This is a genomic window from Salinimonas sediminis, from assembly GCF_003429285.1.
GTDB lineage: Bacteria > Pseudomonadota > Gammaproteobacteria > Enterobacterales > Alteromonadaceae > Alteromonas > Alteromonas indica.
Window position 1 is genome coordinate 1678340 of record NZ_CP031769.1, and the last position, 15159, is coordinate 1693498.

The following is a 15159-nucleotide window of genomic DNA, read 5'->3' on the forward strand; positions in this document are numbered from 1 at the left end:
TAGCGAAAATCCACCTTACGCCTTTGAGTAAGCTCTCAGTCAAGGTTTACTTCACCGCATAGTGCAGATTGGTACAGTCCAATTTTTTCTTTTAGCTGGTGTAAGTGACCTTGCTGTTCAACAAGCTTACGCTCTACCTGTGTGGCGTGGTCGCATAACAGTTGGTGCCTGGCAGCTAAGGTCGGTGCGCCAGCTTTACGTAATGTGGCGTAAGTAAGAATATCTTCCAGCGGCATACCCGTCGCTTTCAATCGTTGAATAAACGCCACCCAGGCAACATCCTTGGGCGTAAAATAACGGTGGCCGTTAGCTAAACGTTGGACTTTATCCAACAGACCTAGTTTATCGTAATAGCGCACCGTATGCGGATTCAGGCCGACCCGTTTTGAAAACTCAGCAACATTCATATTAATCCCCCTTCAAAAACCGTGGGTTTATTGTACAGCTATGCAATACAAAAATGTGCGCTTTATGCCGTGTGGTAGGGCTTGCTTATTGGTCATCCAGCGTCAGCTGGTAAAAGGCACTAAATTGATCTTCAACGTAATCGGCAAAGGGGGGGCAAGGTATAAATTTACCGCGCGTATATAGTCTGATGGCCGGTAAAAACGCAGCGTGTGTACCGGTTTCCAGATACACACAGCGATAGTGACGGCGTCCTGCTTCGACTATCGCCGTATGTAACAACTGTTGCGCCACACCTTGACGCAAGTAAGGCTCAGCCGTCTTCATGGACTTTATTTCACCGCTATCGGCGGACAAGGCTTTGAGTGCCACACAACCTGCTAACAGAGTATCAGCGCGAGCCGACCAAAATGTCAGTGACGGTGAGAAAAGGGCAGCCTCATCTAAGGCATGGATACTTTGTTCGGGTGAATACCGTTGCATCTGGCGGCGATGTGCTTGTAATAGCGCAACAATCGCACCATCGGTTAAGTCGTCCTGGCGAATGGTGAACCTGGTCATAAACTAAGTTGGTAGTGAGGTCCTAAAGCGCGATACTAGCAAATTTGCGCTCAGGTATGGCGGTTTTTTGACTGCCAGTAAGTACACGATAGAAGGGCGAATGGTAAACGTACCTGGCTTTAAAACTGTAGCCCAGTATACCAAAGAATGCCGAAAGGCGGGGGCGGTTAGGCGTTAAGGGTAGCGCACGGGTGAATAGGTTCTAACACCGTGCGCTACAGTACAAAGCATTACTGAGTGGCTATCCAATTCTCTACATCTTGTTTAACCAACGCCATCGGCCGGGCGCCGGGAAGTAGAACAACATCGTGAAAAGCGCGTATGTCGAATTTGCTCTTCAGGGTATCGCGGGCCTGTTGTTCTAAGGCAACAAACTGCAGCATACCCAGTTTATACCCCAACGCCTGCCCCGGCCACGCCATGTAGCGCTCTACCTCAGGCACCACATCCGACAACGATGTGCCGGTTGTAGTATGAAAATAGTCTATAGCCTGTTGCCGAGTCCAGTGCTTGGCGTGTAAACCCGTATCCACTACCAGGCGGACGGCGCGGTACAGTTCGGCTTGCAAACGGCCCAAATCGCCTAGCGGATCATCGGTGTACATGTCCATATACGTAGCTGCCACGTATTCACTATACAGTGCCCAGCCTTCAACATAGGCATTATATGGTGCGTTTTGACGCAGCAGGCCAATATCTTGCTGCGCCATATTCAGGGCAATTTGAAAATGATGTCCCGGCACAGCTTCGTGATACGTCAGTGTTTTAAGACCAAATTTGGGTACTGCCTGCATATCGCGAAGGTTTATCCAATAAATACCGGGCCGGCTACCATCAAGCGATGGCGGGGTATAGAAACCACCGGCTTCCCCCGCTTCAGAGACAGGCGGTATACGACGAACCTCAACAGCTTGCTCGGGCAACGTGCCGTAAAACGCTGGCGCTTTTGCCATAATAGTGTCGATTTCTTCGCTCAGATAATCCAGTAGATCCTGTCGGCCGGCGTCGGTAGCCGGATATATCTGCCCGGGCAATGAAGCCAACTGCATCATACGTTCACCTACGCTGCCGGTGGTATAACCGTTAGCGTTTAAAATCTGGTCCATTTGTTGTGATATGCGGGTAACTTCATCCAGTCCAATCTGATGTATCTGTTCTGCCGTAAACGTCGAGTCGCCTAAATACTGGATAGCGTGAGCATAAAAGGCATCACCGTCGGGTTGTGACCAGATTCCGTCATTCTGGCTGGCGCGCTGCTGGGTCTCGGCAACCGCTTGCCGGGCACGCTGATATGCCGGATAAACCACGTCACTGACTAACTCAATGGCCTGATCTATCCATTGAGTACGTTGTTGCTCGCTTATCGACTCCACGTTCTCTAATTTCTTGGCAAAGGATGTCACCAGGGCATGTTCTGCGGCCGGGCTGTCTAAAAAGCGGTCAAAAAACGCCAGGGTTTTCGGGTGCAGGTTGGCGGGCAGGAGGACGCCGCCCGCAGCGTCTTGCTTATATTTACTGATGACCGCATCTACCAGGCCCTGGATATTTTGTAGCCGTGTAAGGTAGGCCCGGGCCTGGGTTTCGCTGGTCACTGCCTGTTGCACCTGCATCAGCTTGGGGATGTCAATAAGCGGCCCGGATATCTGATTAATAATATACGGCAGGTGCCCGCCCCAGGTATCGATATAACCGGCTTTAAATGCTTTGTCGCCCGCGTAGTAGTTAAAGATATTGGTCAGAATTTGCTGGTGGGTTTGATCCGCAGGGCTTAAACCCTGGCGGTCTATTTGACGTAACGCCTGCGCCGCGCTGGCCATACTGTTTTGCATCTTTTGCATGCCAGCGGTGGAATAATCAGGGAACCGGCTGTTGTAGTCGGCGCCCCCTTCAAGCTCAGATAGGGCCAACATGGTGGCCAGGGTAGGTTGCTGGCGCAAAAAGGTAGTGGTGCCAGCATCTACAATCTCAGCGAGTTGCAGGGTGGCTGCTTCATTCGTCGGTTGCTCGCTGGCCTGGGGCGCGCCGTTATCCGGCGTAGGCGAGGACGCGGTGGTATTACAGCCGGTGGCAATGCCCGCAGCAAGTAAAGAGACTATCCATATATTATGTTTCACAGTGTATCCCCTGGTAATTAATCGTTATTATGGGTGGTGCTGGGTATTGCGCAAAAGCATCCCTTGCTACCTATTGTGCGCTAATGGTGTAGGCAATACAGTATGCCTACCTGACGTTTTACGCTGTTTAACCCGCCCAGTAAGCAACCAAACGCTTTGCTTAAGCGCCGCTTTCCTCTGCCACTAAGTGTGACCAGCTAGCAAGGGGGGCAGGTTTACCAAACAAATAACCCTGAAACAGGGTGAACCCCATTTGGGTAAGTCTGGCCAGCTGGGCCTCCGTTTCTACCCCCTCCGCGATGGCGTCCATACCGAGCGCGTGGGCTAATTCAAGTGTCATCTTAACGATTTTACGATGGCGCTCTGAGCTTTCAATGCGCTCTACAAACTCACGATCCACTTTGAGGACTGAGGCGGATAAATCAATAAGCTGGGAGAGCGAGGCATGGCCTGTTCCAAAGTCGTCGATAATGATCGTTACGCCCACATTGGCTAATGAAGTAAGCCGCTTTTTGGTTTCCTCGTGACTGGCCAATACCGAGGTCTCGGTCAGCTCAAGCTTCAGCCGGGAACGCAACTGAGGCTTTTCTGAATAGTGGCGCAGCAGCTTTTCATAAAATATGTCATTAAGCAGTTCTGGCCCGGAGAGGTTGACGGCCAGCGGCACTACAGGCATAGCCGCTGGCCAATGCTCTATCATCTCGATAGTGGCCGTCAGCACCTGTTGTGTGAGCAGCAAATGCCACTGGTTTTTTTCTACCTGGGGTAAAAACTGGTAAGGCTGCAGTATGACAGCAGCTTCAGCATCGTACAGTCGTGCCAGAACTTCAAAGCCGATAATCGTATGCTCGGTAGTAACCTGCGGCTGTAACCATAACTGCAGGCTGCCTGTATCCAACAACTGTTTTACCCGGTCCTTGTTGCGGCTATCCTGTCGAAGTAATTTAACGATATTTCGATCATACTGTCTGCTGGGTTGCCCCGCACTGGTTTGGCTTAAGCCCATCGCGCAGGCTTCAATAAGCCGGCCGGGTACATCAAACAGCGCGGCATTGCAGTAACCCGAGCGCCAGTGCACAGTCCGCTGGGGCAGATTCGGGTTACCTGTATCAATGGTGGTGGGCAAGTAACCCGTTAACCATTTGCTCATGTTTTCCACGGGGCATGTCTGGTTATCCACGGTGAGTAAAAACTTGGCGCCAGGAAAACGGAAAATACCTACCTTAGAAGGTAGGCTGGCCTGAAGTTGGCGCGCCACCGCCAGCAAAAATTTATCACCGGCGCTAAATCCATACTGCAGGTTAATATCCTGTAAGTTGGCGACTTTCAATAGTGCTACGGTACATCCTGGCGGGGCGGAATGGGGATATTGCTGGGCCCAGTAATGGTGGTTTTTTAGCGCGGTGAGCGCATCTGCATAGTGACGGGTAAAATGGTGGCGACGCATCTGGCCTAATTTTTTGTCTGCGGTGGCGGTTTCGGAAATATCAAAGCAATGAACAAGTTGTTTTGTATGGTGTATTAAGCTGGCCGGTTGAAGCCGAAACCGGGAGTCAGGTAAATGGCGTAGCGCGGTCACTTCACTTTTGTCTGGGGCCATGGGTTTATCCAAGGTGAACAGCTGCTGCAGATACTCACAGGATACCGGGGTGCCATGCAGTAGTTTGCGGCCGCTCTTATTGGCCTGCAAAATTTTTCCATGCTGATCACAAAAGAACGAGGGGGTGCCGCCATTATTAAAAATTTCCCGATAACGCTTTACCAGCTTGCTCATATTACGGCTATGCTGACGGTTCATCAGCGACTGTTTTTCCAAAGAGGCTAGCACGCGCATAACGGCGACCGGCAAACAGAAATTCAGGAACAAAAATATAAGAGAGCTTAAATAGGTGTGTGTGTGGGGTAAGGTTATATCAATATCAAATAATGGCGCTACCGGCTGGTTTCTAAGTAGTAATATGAATGGCAGTATATTCAGTAACATGCCTAGAATGGCCGCTTTAGTACCATAAAACAGCCGCAGAAAAATTGGCAGGGTAAAAAACAGCAGTAACCCGTAACGGGCGTAAACCAGATCAATGGTGAAAAATAAAATGCAAAACGCAGCCAGAATAATAGTGCCGGTTAACAAACCGGTAGCCAGCGATATCTGTTCCTTACTTAAGGTAAGTGAACCCCACAGTAATGCTGAAAAGCCGAAAGTGAGTATTAACACATGATACAGTTTTTGGGTATACGCGGCATAAGAAGAATGCACTACGATGCCCAACGTAAGTATTATGCCACTGGCTAGCACCAAGCGAATAACACTTAATTTCCAGACCGTATTATCGGTGGTTTTCAAATGGTGTTGGTCAAATAACAGGTATTGCTTCAAGGTGCGAGTAATAAGCTGTATCAAGATGTAACTGCCTGTTTTATTATTGTTTTTAATCCTCAGCAAGGAATAAAATATAACAGCTGAAACCGCTTGTCGAGCGAAGGATTCTGGCATCGGCCGACTCCCAGCGAAAAAGGGCGAAAGCTTATCCTAAAGTATAAAGGCGCCCGCCCATTATCAAGCACAAAACAGATTGGGGTATACCTTCTAGAGGGGATAACCTTAACTAGAAGATGGTCAATACAGCGAACCCAAAAGACCGATGCAAACCATCGCTAGCATTAGCTGCCGCAACCCTTGGTGGATTAGAAATAGCTGATTCTATGTGACTTAAATTTTTCACTGCCTACCGCGAATAACTTACCTCTACAGTGACTATAAAGGGCATACCATCTAAACGATGTTACCCGTGTGAAGTTTGCTTGTTGGGCAGCATAAGTCCTGAGCCAGAGACTCAATACAGCCAGGGCTCAATAAATAGGTAAAAATATCTTCAAGCCGGCGGGGTTAGCAAAATACTATAGGGGCCGTGTATCAGCCAACATATTGTGTCTTTTTTATAGGGGATACCTTGGGGCGTTACCGGGCCTGCATAGGGTGTTCTTCGCCACGCGCAATTCGGCTTACGTGGGGCGCGAATACAAACTCGCCAGGTTATTCTCTTCGGTCCCGTTTAGCTGGAAAATCCATCCTATTACAGGGTCTTACTATCGTCGCCACCTTTAGTAGCTTATTTGCCGTTGTTGCCGCACGTAAGCGCACTACACACCGCAAAGCGAGTTGGCAATACACACAGGGAACCAGCTTTCTTTTTATTCGTCAATTACGTAATGTCTTACCCGCAGCGATATGCCCCCGACGGGCATTGTAGTGTAACAGTGAGGGCGCGGCGAAGTGGGCCAAGCTGAAACCTGCGGCGACACGGAGGGGGGCGCCAGTGCATAAGCGGCCAAGACGTTAGTATCTAACGTGACCAATGGCACTTCCCACCGACTTTATCACCGCGCCGGGTAACAACATATTGGACTAACCGCGGTAGGAAAACCCATACAGGTTTACCCCATTAAGGCGTTGGCCGCTTTAGACAAAGGTTTGCGCTCAAGTGCCTTGCTGATAAACCGTGTGGCATCTAAAAGTTTATCCATCGATATACCCGTGTGTATGCCCATACCATTGAGCATATACAGCACGTCTTCAGTGGCTACATTTCCACTGGCACCTTTGGCATAAGGACAACCGCCCAACCCAGCTATAGCGCTGTCAATTACGCTGATACCCTGGCTAAGGGCCACATAAATATTCGTTAATGCCTGGCCATAGGTATCGTGAAAATGTACCGCCAGCTGCTTCGCCGGCACTACGGCTATTACCGCCTGTAACATCGCGGCTGTTTTAAGCGCCGTGCCGGTACCGATAGTATCGCCCAGCGATATTTCATAGCAGCCCATCTCTGCCATGCTTTTAGCCACCCGGGCGACCGACTCTGCGGCAACGTCACCTTCATACGGACAGCCTAGCACACACGACACATACCCACGTACTTTAATCCCCGCGGTCTGCGCCGCTTCGCAGATTGGCGCAAACCGGGCCAGGCTTTCTTCAATTGAACAATTGATATTCTTCTGGCTAAAGTGCTCTGAGGCCGCACCAAATATTGCTACCTCATCCGTACCGGCGGCAAGGGCTGCTTCAAACCCCTTCATGTTAGGTGTAAGCGCACTGTAGCTTACCCCTGGCCTACGCCGTATTTTAGTGAAAACCTGGGCGGAATCAGCCATTTGTGGCACCCATTTAGGGGATACAAAACTGCCGGTTTCAATCCGCGATAAACCGGCCTCTGCCAGTAATTCAACCAAGGTGACTTTAGTCTCGGTAGATAACCGGGCAGCCTCATTTTGCAAGCCATCGCGCGGGCCTACTTCCACCAGGGTAACGCGCTCAGGAAGATTACTCATCCGCGCTAAACTCCAATAAAGGGGCACCGCCATCGACTAAGTCGCCCGCGGTGTAGAAAAACGCGGTAACACTGCCTGCGCTGGGCGCTTTAATGGCATGCTCCATTTTCATTGCTTCCATCACCAGCAGGGTAGTGCCTTTGGTGACATGACTATTTACGGGCACCGTGGTCTCGACTATCGTGCCATTCATGGGCGCGGTAAAACTACTCTCGTGCGGGCTGTCGTCTGCTTCGCCCACGTCAGGTGTTTCATATATTACCTCGACCGTTCCGGCACGGCTAAAGACCGTAAAGTGATTGCCGTCCTGGCTGTAACCTATACGTTGTTGATAACCGTCGATATGCGCGTGCAGCGTTTGCTGCTCACACCGCCCGCTAACCTGATACGTTGCGGTGGCGGTGCTCACCTGCCACTGACAAGGCGCCGTTGGTGTTCCGCGATGAATAATATTCAGGGTATAGCGTTGTTGGTTAATCATTAGCGTTAGCGTTTCTGATAACTGATGATTAGCCCGCCATGCCAGTGGCAGCGCCCAGGGCGAAGACTCCCCGCGGGACAAGACAGCACAGGTTCTGTTTACCAGCACCAATAAGGCTGCCAAGGGTAACAATTCCTCGTCCAGCGCTGTTGGCGCATTAAACAAACTAGCGTAATGCTTTTCGATAAACGTGGTGACCAATTCAGCCTGGCGAAACGCCGGGTGCGCCGCGACATTGTACAAAAACGGTAAATTGGTGGTAACACCGGCTACATGATAATCCCGCAACGCCCCCAGCAGACGTTGTAGTGCGCGTTCACGGGTCGTGTCCCACACAATTAGTTTGGCAATCATCGGGTCATAATAGACACTGACTTCATCACCTTGCATCACCCCGGTATCCACTCGCACATGCTCAGAGGTGGCGGGTGGGCGAAGTAACGTAAGGGTGCCGGTTGCGGGGAGAAAATCGTGTTGTGGATCTTCTGCATATAAGCGCGCCTCAAAGGCATGGCCATGCAGCCGTAGCTCATCCTGAGATTTGGGTAACGGATGGCCGTCGGCTACCTGAATTTGCCATTCAACCAAGTCTTCGCCGGTGATTTTTTCGGTAACCGGATGCTCGACCTGCAGCCGCGTATTCATTTCCATAAAATAAAAGCGGCCATCCTCATCAAGCAGAAATTCAACCGTACCGGCTCCGATATAATCAATCGCATGGGCCGCCTTTAATGCCGCTTCACCCATTTGCTGTCGCAATGTCGCAGACATGCCCGGGGCAGGGGCTTCTTCAATGATCTTCTGATGCCGGCGTTGTACCGAGCAATCGCGTTCATAAAGATAAACACCATTGCCGTGGCTATCGCAAAATACCTGAATTTCAACATGACGGGGCTGGGTGAGATACTTTTCGACTAACATTATTTCATCGCCAAAGCTGGCCATAGCCTCGCGTTTGGCGGCGTTTAACGACTCGGTAAATTCGGCCTCGCGCCATACCTGGCGCATGCCTTTACCCCCGCCTCCGGCGGCCGCCTTTAATAATACCGGATAACCCATATCATTAGCATGTTGCAATAACACGTCGTGGTGCTGGTCGTTGCCATGATAACCAGGCACCAACGGCACACCGGCCTGCTGCATAATGGTTTTCGCCGCCGACTTAGAGCCCATCGCGGCAATTGCTTGCGCTGGAGGCCCCACAAATATAATTCCGGCTTGATCGCAGGCCCTGGCAAACGCGGCGTTTTCTGATAGAAAGCCATAGCCGGGATGAATCGCATCCACCCGTAGCCGCTTAGCTACCTGCAAAATCACGTCACTTTTCAGGTAACTGTCTTTTGCCGGTGCCGGGCCAATAAGCACCGCTTCGTCGGCCATACTGACGTGCAATGCCTGGCTATCGGCCTCAGAGTACACCGCTACTGTGCTGATACCCAGTTTGCGGGCGGTACGGATAATTCGGCAGGCTATTTCGCCGCGGTTGGCAATTAATATTTTACTGATCATCAGTTAGTCTCCTGCCAGGGGGCGGGCTGTTTAGCCAAAAAAGCTTGCAGGCCCTGCTGGCCTTCGTCGCTGACGCGTATGGCAGCAATCCACTGACTGGTTTTGCTCATCAATGCGGCGTCTATGGGGACGCCCGCTACATATTCCACCAGCGTTTTTGCCTGTCCCACCGCCTGTGGGCCGTTTTTGAGTATCTGCGTGATAATCTCGTCAATAGTGCTATCAAGCTCATCTTCGGTCACCGCCTCGCTCAATAAGCCAAGGCGGCGCGCCCGACGGGCAGAAAAAACCTCGGCAGTTTGAAAATAGCGGCGGCATACTCTGGCCCCCATCGCTTCAACTACATAAGGCGCGATAGTGGCAGGAATGAGACCAATGCGGACCTCGCTTAAACAAAACTTGCTTAAACGGCTACCTATAGCAATATCACAACAGGCTATCAGCCCTACGGCACCTCCAAAAGCTGCGCCCTGAACCCGGGCGATGGTCGGTTTGGGCAGGGTATACAGCGTTTGTAGCATTGTTGCCAGGGCCATTGCATCACGCTGGTTTTGTGCTTCGCTATAGCCAGCCATACGTTGCATCCACTGCAAATCTGCGCCGGCACTGAAGCTTTTACCCTGGGCGCGCAACAACACGGCCCGCACCGAGTCATCCTCGGCCGCCTGTTTGAACAACGTGGTCAGGGTGGCAATCATGCCATCATCAAAAGCATTGTGCTTATGGGGATTATTCAGTGTGACGATAGCCACTCCCCGCTTATCAACGCTATAGGTAACTGGGGTCGGCGCCTCGTCGCGGGCGCTGGCCGCTGAACTGGAAAATTCGCCGGATGTGGCTGAAAAAGTAGTCATTACAGGTGCGCTCCTTACATTCTGAAGATGCCGAACTGAGTCGGTTCAATAGGTTTATTTAACGCTGCGGATAATGCTAAACCCAATACCAGTCGGGTATCTGCTGGGTCAATAACGCCGTCATCCCATAGCCTGGCAGACGCATAATAGGGATGCCCCTGACGCTCGTAGGTATCTATTACCGGTTGTTTAAACGCTTGCTCTTCTGCTGGCGGCCACTGTTCACCAGCACGTTCTTTCTGGTCGCGTTTAACTTGAGCCAACACCCCGGCGGCCTGCTCACCACCCATTACCGAAATACGGGCATTTGGCCACATGAATAAAAACCGCGGATCATAGGCACGGCCGCACATACCGTAATTTCCAGCCCCGAAGCTACCGCCAATTAAAACGGTAAGTTTGGGCACATTGGCGCAGGCCACTGCCGTAACCATCTTTGCGCCGTGCTTAGCGATACCGCTGGCTTCGTACTGCTTACCAACCATAAACCCGGTGATATTTTGTAAGAACACCAGCGGAATGTTGCGCATTGCACACAATTCAATAAAGTGCGCCCCTTTTAAGGCACTTTCGCCAAACAAAATTCCGTTATTTGCCACGATACCTACTGGCATGCCATAAAGGCGGGCAAACCCACATACCAACGTGGTGCCATATAAAGGCTTAAATTCATCAAATTCGGAGCCATCGGTAAGCCGGGCAATAATGTCCCGAACATCAAATGTTTTTCGTGCGTCGGCCGGGATAATGCCATAGATTTGACTGGCCGGATAAAGCGGCTCACACGCTGGTTTGATGTCCATTACTGAGGGTTTAACCCGGTTCAACCGCGCTACCGCATCCCGCGCTAAACTTAACGCATGATGGTCATTGTTAGCGAGTTGGTCAGCCACCCCAGAGGTACGTGTGTGAACATCGCCGCCGCCCAGCTCTTCTGCGCTGACAATCTCTCCGGTAGCCGCTTTTACCAGCGGCGGGCCGCCTAAAAATATGGTGCCTTGCTGTTTTACAATGATGCTTATATCGGCCATGGCAGGCACATAAGCGCCACCGGCGGTACACGAGCCCATTACCACGGCTATTTGGGGAATATTTTGCGCCGACATTCTGGCCTGATTAAAAAAAATCCTGCCAAAATGGTCTTTGTCCGGAAAGACTTCATCCTGTCGGGGAAGATTAGCGCCACCTGAATCTACCAGATAGATACACGGCAAGTTATTCTGTTCGGCAATCGCTTGCGCCCGTAAATGCTTTTTCACGGTTAGGGGATAATACGTCCCCCCCTTAACCGTTGCATCATTGGCTACCACCATGCACTCAACCCCTGCCACCCGCCCTATGCCAGCGATAACACCGGCGCCGGGGACATAATCATCGTACACTTCCCACGCTGCCAACTGGCTAATTTCCAAAAAGGGTGTGCAGGGGTCTAGTAACGCTTCAATACGTTCGCGGGGGAGCAATTTACCGCGGTCTTTATGCCGCTGCGCGGCCTGTTCGCCGCCGCCTTGCATTATGTGGCTGACTTTTTCACGTAAATCCTCAACCTGCGCTTGCATATGGGCGTGGTTATGCGTGAATTCTTCGGCTTTTACATTAATAGTGGAATTAAGTACGGGCACGTGTCCCTCCAGTACAAAAAGGGCAGGCGGCCACCGTGTCTGTCGCCAGCCTGCAGCAAATAGATTATTCGGATTCTTTAAATAATTCGCGGCCAATTAGCATGCGTCTGATTTCAGAGGTGCCCGCACCAATTTCATATAACTTGGCATCGCGTAACAGCCGGCCGGTGGGATATTCATTAACGTATCCGTTACCGCCAAGTAGCTGTATAGCATCCAGCGCCATCTTGGTGGCCAGTTCCGCAGAATATAAAATGGCGCCCGCTGCATCTTTACGGGTAGTTTCGCCGCGGTCGCAGGAACGTGCGACCGCATAAACATAGGCCCGGGCTGCGTTCATCTGGGTATACATATCGGCCACCTTGCCCTGAACAAGTTGAAACTCACCAATGGACTGGCCAAACTGTTGTCGCTCATGGATATACGGCACCACCACATCCATACAAGCTTGCATAATGCCTAACGGGCCTCCCGACAGTACCAGTCGTTCATAGTCCAGGCCGCTCATCAGCACTTTAACGCCGTCACCTTCCTGGCCCAGTATATTGGCCGCTGGCACTGCGCAGTTGTCAAAAATCAGCTCGCAGGTATTGGAAGAACGCATACCCAGTTTGTCGAGCTTTTGCGCATGGGAAAATCCGGGGGTGTCTTTTTCAACAATAAAAGCCGTAATGCCTCTGGGTCCGGCACTGGTATCAGTTTTGGCGTATATCACAAATGTATGGGCATCGGGGCCATTCGTGATCCACATTTTATTGCCATTCAACACATACATATCGCCTTGTTTGTCAGCCCTTAATTTCATACTGACCACATCTGAGCCGGCATTTGGTTCACTCATGGCCAGGGCTCCGATATGCTCGCCACTGACCAGTTTAGGTAAATACTTTTCGCGTTGCGCGTCGGTGCCGTTACGGTTGATTTGATTCACGCACAAATTGGAGTGCGCACCATAACTCAGGCCAATACCCGCCGAGGCCCGGCTAATTTCTTCCATCGCAACTGTATGGGCCAGATAGCCCATCTCGCTACCACCGTATTGTTCACCTACGGTCACCCCAAGCAGACCCATCTCGCCCATTTTGGGCCATAGTTGGTTGGGAAATGCGTTGTCCTCATCAGCTTTCGCAGCTAACGGTGCTATTTCATTGTGAGCGAACTGATAAACCTGATCGCGCAGCATATCGATATCTTCGCCCAGGCCGAAATTAAGAGTAGGGTAGCCAGTGTTCATGCAATGTTTCCTCGTTTCAATTCTGACAGTTCTTCCTGACAGCGGGCTTCTACATCGTCCAACTCTTGCATTAGCATAGTGATATCTTCTAATTGCTGAGTCAGCACGGCCCGTTTTTGTTCAGTTAATTGCAGCATGGTTTCTAACTGCACTGCCGAATCCGGATTAGTGTCGTATAGTTCAAACAGGTTTTTCACTTCAGCCAGCGAAAAGCCTAACCTCTTACCACGTAAAATTAGCTTTAACCTGACGCGGTCTTTGTTACAGTAGATACGGTTTTGCCCGGTACGCGCGGGACTGATTAACCCTTGCTCTTCATAAAACCGGATAGAGCGAGGGGTAATAGCAAACTCGCGTGCCAGCTCGCCGATAGTATAGGTCGGTTCAGATTGGGGATTACTCATTCCACAACATCCTGTGATGTACGCCTTGTTGTAAACCGGTGGGTCGTGTAACCCCGCTTTCACTTGGAAAGCGGTGCATTGACACTCGACGTGTTCAGGTTTACGTTAACGTAAATTGCATATTACGTTAAGGTAAAGTAACAATTCTTTAACGTCAATACGGCAACATTACGTTACGCGGTAAACCACGTAACGAATGTCAATTATTAAGGCGCGCGAGCATCAGGCTCAGCGCACCAGTTAATCAACATAAGGCACATACATTATGAGCAATGAAGCGGTAGTAATCGTAGCGGCAAAACGCACGCCAATGGGTGGGTTCAATGGCGCACTTTCAGCAGTGTCGGCCACAGACCTGGGTGCCAGTGCTATCAAGGCCACCTGTGCTGATTTGGATGTTAGCCAGGTCGATGAAGTGATTATGGGATGTGTGCTACCAGCGGGCCTGGGTCAGGCGCCGGCGCGGCAAGCGTCACTTAAGGCAAACTTACCGTTATCAGCAGGTGTGACCACCATCAACAAAGTGTGTGGTTCTGGATTAAAAGCAGTCATGATGGCGCATGATATTATTAAAGCCGGTTCAGCTTCGGTGGTAGTAGCTGGCGGCATGGAAAGCATGAGCAACGCGCCGTATATGTTGCCTAACGCACGCTCAGGCTACCGCATGGGTCACGGTAAAGTATTGGACCATATGATGCTGGATGGGCTGGAAAATGCTTATGACGGTAAAGCTATGGGGTGTTTTGCGCAGGATACCGCTGATGCTGAAAATATCTCGCGCGGTCAAATGGATGAGTTTGCCCTTAGTTCATTGTCCAAAGCCAACGAAGCGATTTCCAACGGTACCTTCAATGACGAGATTACCCCGGTGACTTATAGTAGTCGCAAAGGGGAGGTTACCGTTGATACAGATGAAGGGCCAGGCAGCGCGCGGCCGGAAAAAATCCCCAGTCTTCGCCCCGCCTTTAAAAAAGAGGGTACCGTCACAGCTGCTAATTCCAGTTCTATCTCTGATGGGGCGGCCGCGTTACTGGTAATGAGTGAATCGAAGGCCACCGCCTTAGGACTGCAACCCTTGGCAAAAGTCGTTGCCCATGCCACCCATTCTATAGAACCTGAAAACTTTACGGTTGCCCCCGTTGGTGCAATGGAAAAAGTGTTGGAAAAAGCCGGTTGGAGTAAAGCCGACGTCGACTTGTTTGAAATTAATGAAGCTTTCGCCATGGTAACCATGTTGGCGGTACGTAAGCTGGGGCTGGACGAAAGTAAGGTCAACATCAAAGGCGGCGCCTGCGCGCTGGGCCATCCGATAGGCGCCTCAGGTGCCCGCATCCTGGTGACTTTAATTCATGCCTTAAAACAAACTAACGGTAAGAAGGGCGTGGCTTCGCTATGCATTGGCGGCGGCGAAGGGGTCGCATTAGCAATAGAAATGCTGTAAAGAAATATTTACAAACGAGTCAGAATGAATGTTCTGTGTAAGCACTTCATTTTGCAACAAATCTTAATTAAAAGCCCGGCCATAGTGTCGGGTTTTTTTACATAAACCATTTCAATGCGTTAATTTCATTAAAAAAAATTCTTTTACATCAATGTATTGCAATTAGAGGTTTACTCTTGCATATTTTCAAAGCGGGCTA

The 15159-nt window shown here is 50.7% G+C and carries 11 protein-coding genes; 1 reads left to right on the forward strand and 10 read right to left on the reverse strand.

What is annotated here, in order from left to right; translation table 11 throughout:
- Positions 1-35: 35 nt before the first annotated feature.
- From D0Y50_RS07605 to D0Y50_RS07650, 10 genes are all read right to left on the reverse strand, one after another.
- Positions 36-407: a MerR family transcriptional regulator gene (locus D0Y50_RS07605; protein ID WP_117316258.1), complete on the reverse strand. Its 372-nt coding sequence runs from the start codon at positions 405-407 to the stop codon at positions 36-38.
- 85 nt (positions 408-492) lie between these two features.
- Positions 493-966, reverse strand: a complete 474-nt coding sequence (locus D0Y50_RS07610) for a GNAT family N-acetyltransferase (protein ID WP_117316261.1) — start codon at positions 964-966, stop codon at positions 493-495.
- 230 nt (positions 967-1196) lie between these two features.
- Positions 1197-3080, reverse strand: coding sequence for a DUF885 domain-containing protein (locus D0Y50_RS07615; protein ID WP_232366482.1), 1884 nt, complete (start codon positions 3078-3080; stop codon positions 1197-1199).
- 160 nt (positions 3081-3240) lie between these two features.
- Positions 3241-5481 carry a bifunctional diguanylate cyclase/phosphodiesterase gene (locus D0Y50_RS07620; protein ID WP_232366483.1) on the reverse strand — a complete coding sequence of 747 codons (2241 nt, stop codon included), beginning with the start codon at positions 5479-5481 and terminating at the stop codon, positions 3241-3243.
- A gap of 1034 nt (positions 5482-6515) precedes the next feature.
- Entirely contained in the window at positions 6516-7415 is a 900-nt protein-coding gene (locus tag D0Y50_RS07625) for a hydroxymethylglutaryl-CoA lyase (protein WP_117316263.1), read from the reverse strand.
- A complete protein-coding gene (locus D0Y50_RS07630; RefSeq protein ID WP_108566203.1) occupies positions 7408-9405 on the reverse strand; it encodes an acetyl-CoA carboxylase biotin carboxylase subunit in 1998 nt (665 codons plus the stop codon). Before D0Y50_RS07630 ends, D0Y50_RS07625 begins: the two co-directional genes overlap by 8 nt.
- Positions 9405-10259 (reverse strand): enoyl-CoA hydratase/isomerase family protein, encoded by an 855-nt coding sequence (locus D0Y50_RS07635; protein ID WP_117316266.1) that lies wholly within the window; start codon positions 10257-10259, stop codon positions 9405-9407. Before D0Y50_RS07635 ends, D0Y50_RS07630 begins: the two co-directional genes overlap by 1 nt.
- A gap of 14 nt (positions 10260-10273) precedes the next feature.
- Positions 10274-11881: a carboxyl transferase domain-containing protein gene (locus D0Y50_RS07640; RefSeq protein ID WP_108566201.1), complete on the reverse strand. Its 1608-nt coding sequence runs from the start codon at positions 11879-11881 to the stop codon at positions 10274-10276.
- Between the two features lie 64 nt (positions 11882-11945).
- Positions 11946-13115, reverse strand: a complete 1170-nt coding sequence (locus D0Y50_RS07645) for an isovaleryl-CoA dehydrogenase (protein ID WP_108566200.1) — start codon at positions 13113-13115, stop codon at positions 11946-11948.
- Positions 13112-13519 carry a MerR family transcriptional regulator gene (locus D0Y50_RS07650; RefSeq protein WP_108566199.1) on the reverse strand — a complete coding sequence of 136 codons (408 nt, stop codon included), beginning with the start codon at positions 13517-13519 and terminating at the stop codon, positions 13112-13114. Before D0Y50_RS07650 ends, D0Y50_RS07645 begins: the two co-directional genes overlap by 4 nt.
- 265 nt (positions 13520-13784) lie before the next feature.
- Here D0Y50_RS07650 and D0Y50_RS07655 point away from each other — a divergent pair, with 265 nt between their 5' ends.
- Positions 13785-14960, forward strand: coding sequence for a thiolase family protein (locus D0Y50_RS07655; RefSeq protein ID WP_108566198.1), 1176 nt, complete (start codon positions 13785-13787; stop codon positions 14958-14960).
- The last annotated feature ends 199 nt before the right edge of the window (positions 14961-15159 follow it).

Coding starts and splice junctions, on each gene's coding strand:
- D0Y50_RS07625 (WP_117316263.1), bottom strand. CDS start 7,415: ATGAGTAATCTTCCTGAGCGCGTTACCCTGGTGGAAGTAGGCCCGCGC.
- D0Y50_RS07655 (WP_108566198.1), top strand. CDS start 13,785: ATGAGCAATGAAGCGGTAGTAATCGTAGCGGCAAAACGCACGCCAATG.
- D0Y50_RS07650 (WP_108566199.1), bottom strand. CDS start 13,519: ATGAGTAATCCCCAATCTGAACCGACCTATACTATCGGCGAGCTGGCA.
- D0Y50_RS07645 (WP_108566200.1), bottom strand. CDS start 13,115: ATGAACACTGGCTACCCTACTCTTAATTTCGGCCTGGGCGAAGATATC.
- D0Y50_RS07635 (WP_117316266.1), bottom strand. CDS start 10,259: ATGACTACTTTTTCAGCCACATCCGGCGAATTTTCCAGTTCAGCGGCC.
- D0Y50_RS07610 (WP_117316261.1), bottom strand. CDS start 966: ATGACCAGGTTCACCATTCGCCAGGACGACTTAACCGATGGTGCGATT.
- D0Y50_RS07630 (WP_108566203.1), bottom strand. CDS start 9,405: ATGATCAGTAAAATATTAATTGCCAACCGCGGCGAAATAGCCTGCCGA.
- D0Y50_RS07605 (WP_117316258.1), bottom strand. CDS start 407: ATGAATGTTGCTGAGTTTTCAAAACGGGTCGGCCTGAATCCGCATACG.